Raw genomic sequence first — 764 nt, forward strand, 5'->3', positions numbered from 1 at the left:
CTCTTACATACTTTACATAACAAAAACCCAGAGCAAATTAATGAAAATATATAAAACATAACTTAATACCAATTACTCTTTTCATTAACTTTCTTACAAATAATTCACCCTACTTACGATTCCCACCGCAAATAGGGTGTTTCTTTTTTCATCCGATAATATATATTTAATTAAACATCAAGAGCATATACTACTCATTCACAATAAAAGTATATACATCATTATAAATACAACCATTGACCCTAATAACGTACTTCCCAGGCTCACTAAAACTAATTGTGTATTTGTCCAACTGAATTCCCTCCTTATTTCCAGAAAGAACGTCGATGCTTCTACCACTCAATAAATAAGATTCACTTTGATTCAGCGCTACATTAATAGCATTGAACTTCTCCTCTTTCACTTGCGTTGTTTCTGCAGCGCTTACACTTGGTTCTAAAAAAAGTAATCCACTTAATCCAATTGAACCCGCTAGAGCTACTCCTGCAAATTTTTTCATTTTTTTCATCACAATGGCCTCCTTATAATTTTAGTGTAAAGGCGATGTCCCCCCTACACCACAAAGCCTATATGTTAGGAAATGAAAAGTAAACGTGTACAGTAAGACAAAATTCTACATTTTTCTCTCCTATATGAATATAAATCCAGCGTTTGGAGTTTTGTCACATTTAAAATTGTTTTCCTAAACCAATTTTTCAATAAATTATTCAAAAGCTGAATAATTACTTATTTGATTTAACATTCTAAAAATAGTTGATAAAAAC

General features: G+C 31.2%; 1 protein-coding gene. It reads right to left on the reverse strand.

The window, feature by feature from the left end; genetic code table 11:
* Positions 1-190 precede the first annotated feature (190 nt).
* Complete coding sequence (locus tag AC1DTM_RS29860) at positions 191-508, reverse strand: hypothetical protein (protein ID WP_016105930.1); 318 nt, start codon at positions 506-508, stop codon at positions 191-193.
* Positions 509-764: the final 256 nt, after the last annotated feature.

This window comes from Bacillus sp. P4_D3, assembly GCF_056401855.1.

What these genes read in the sequence shown, in the direction of transcription:
- AC1DTM_RS29860 (WP_016105930.1), bottom strand. Translation starts at nt 508, where the DNA reads ATGAAAAAAATGAAAAAATTTGCAGGAGTAGCTCTAGCGGGTTCAATT.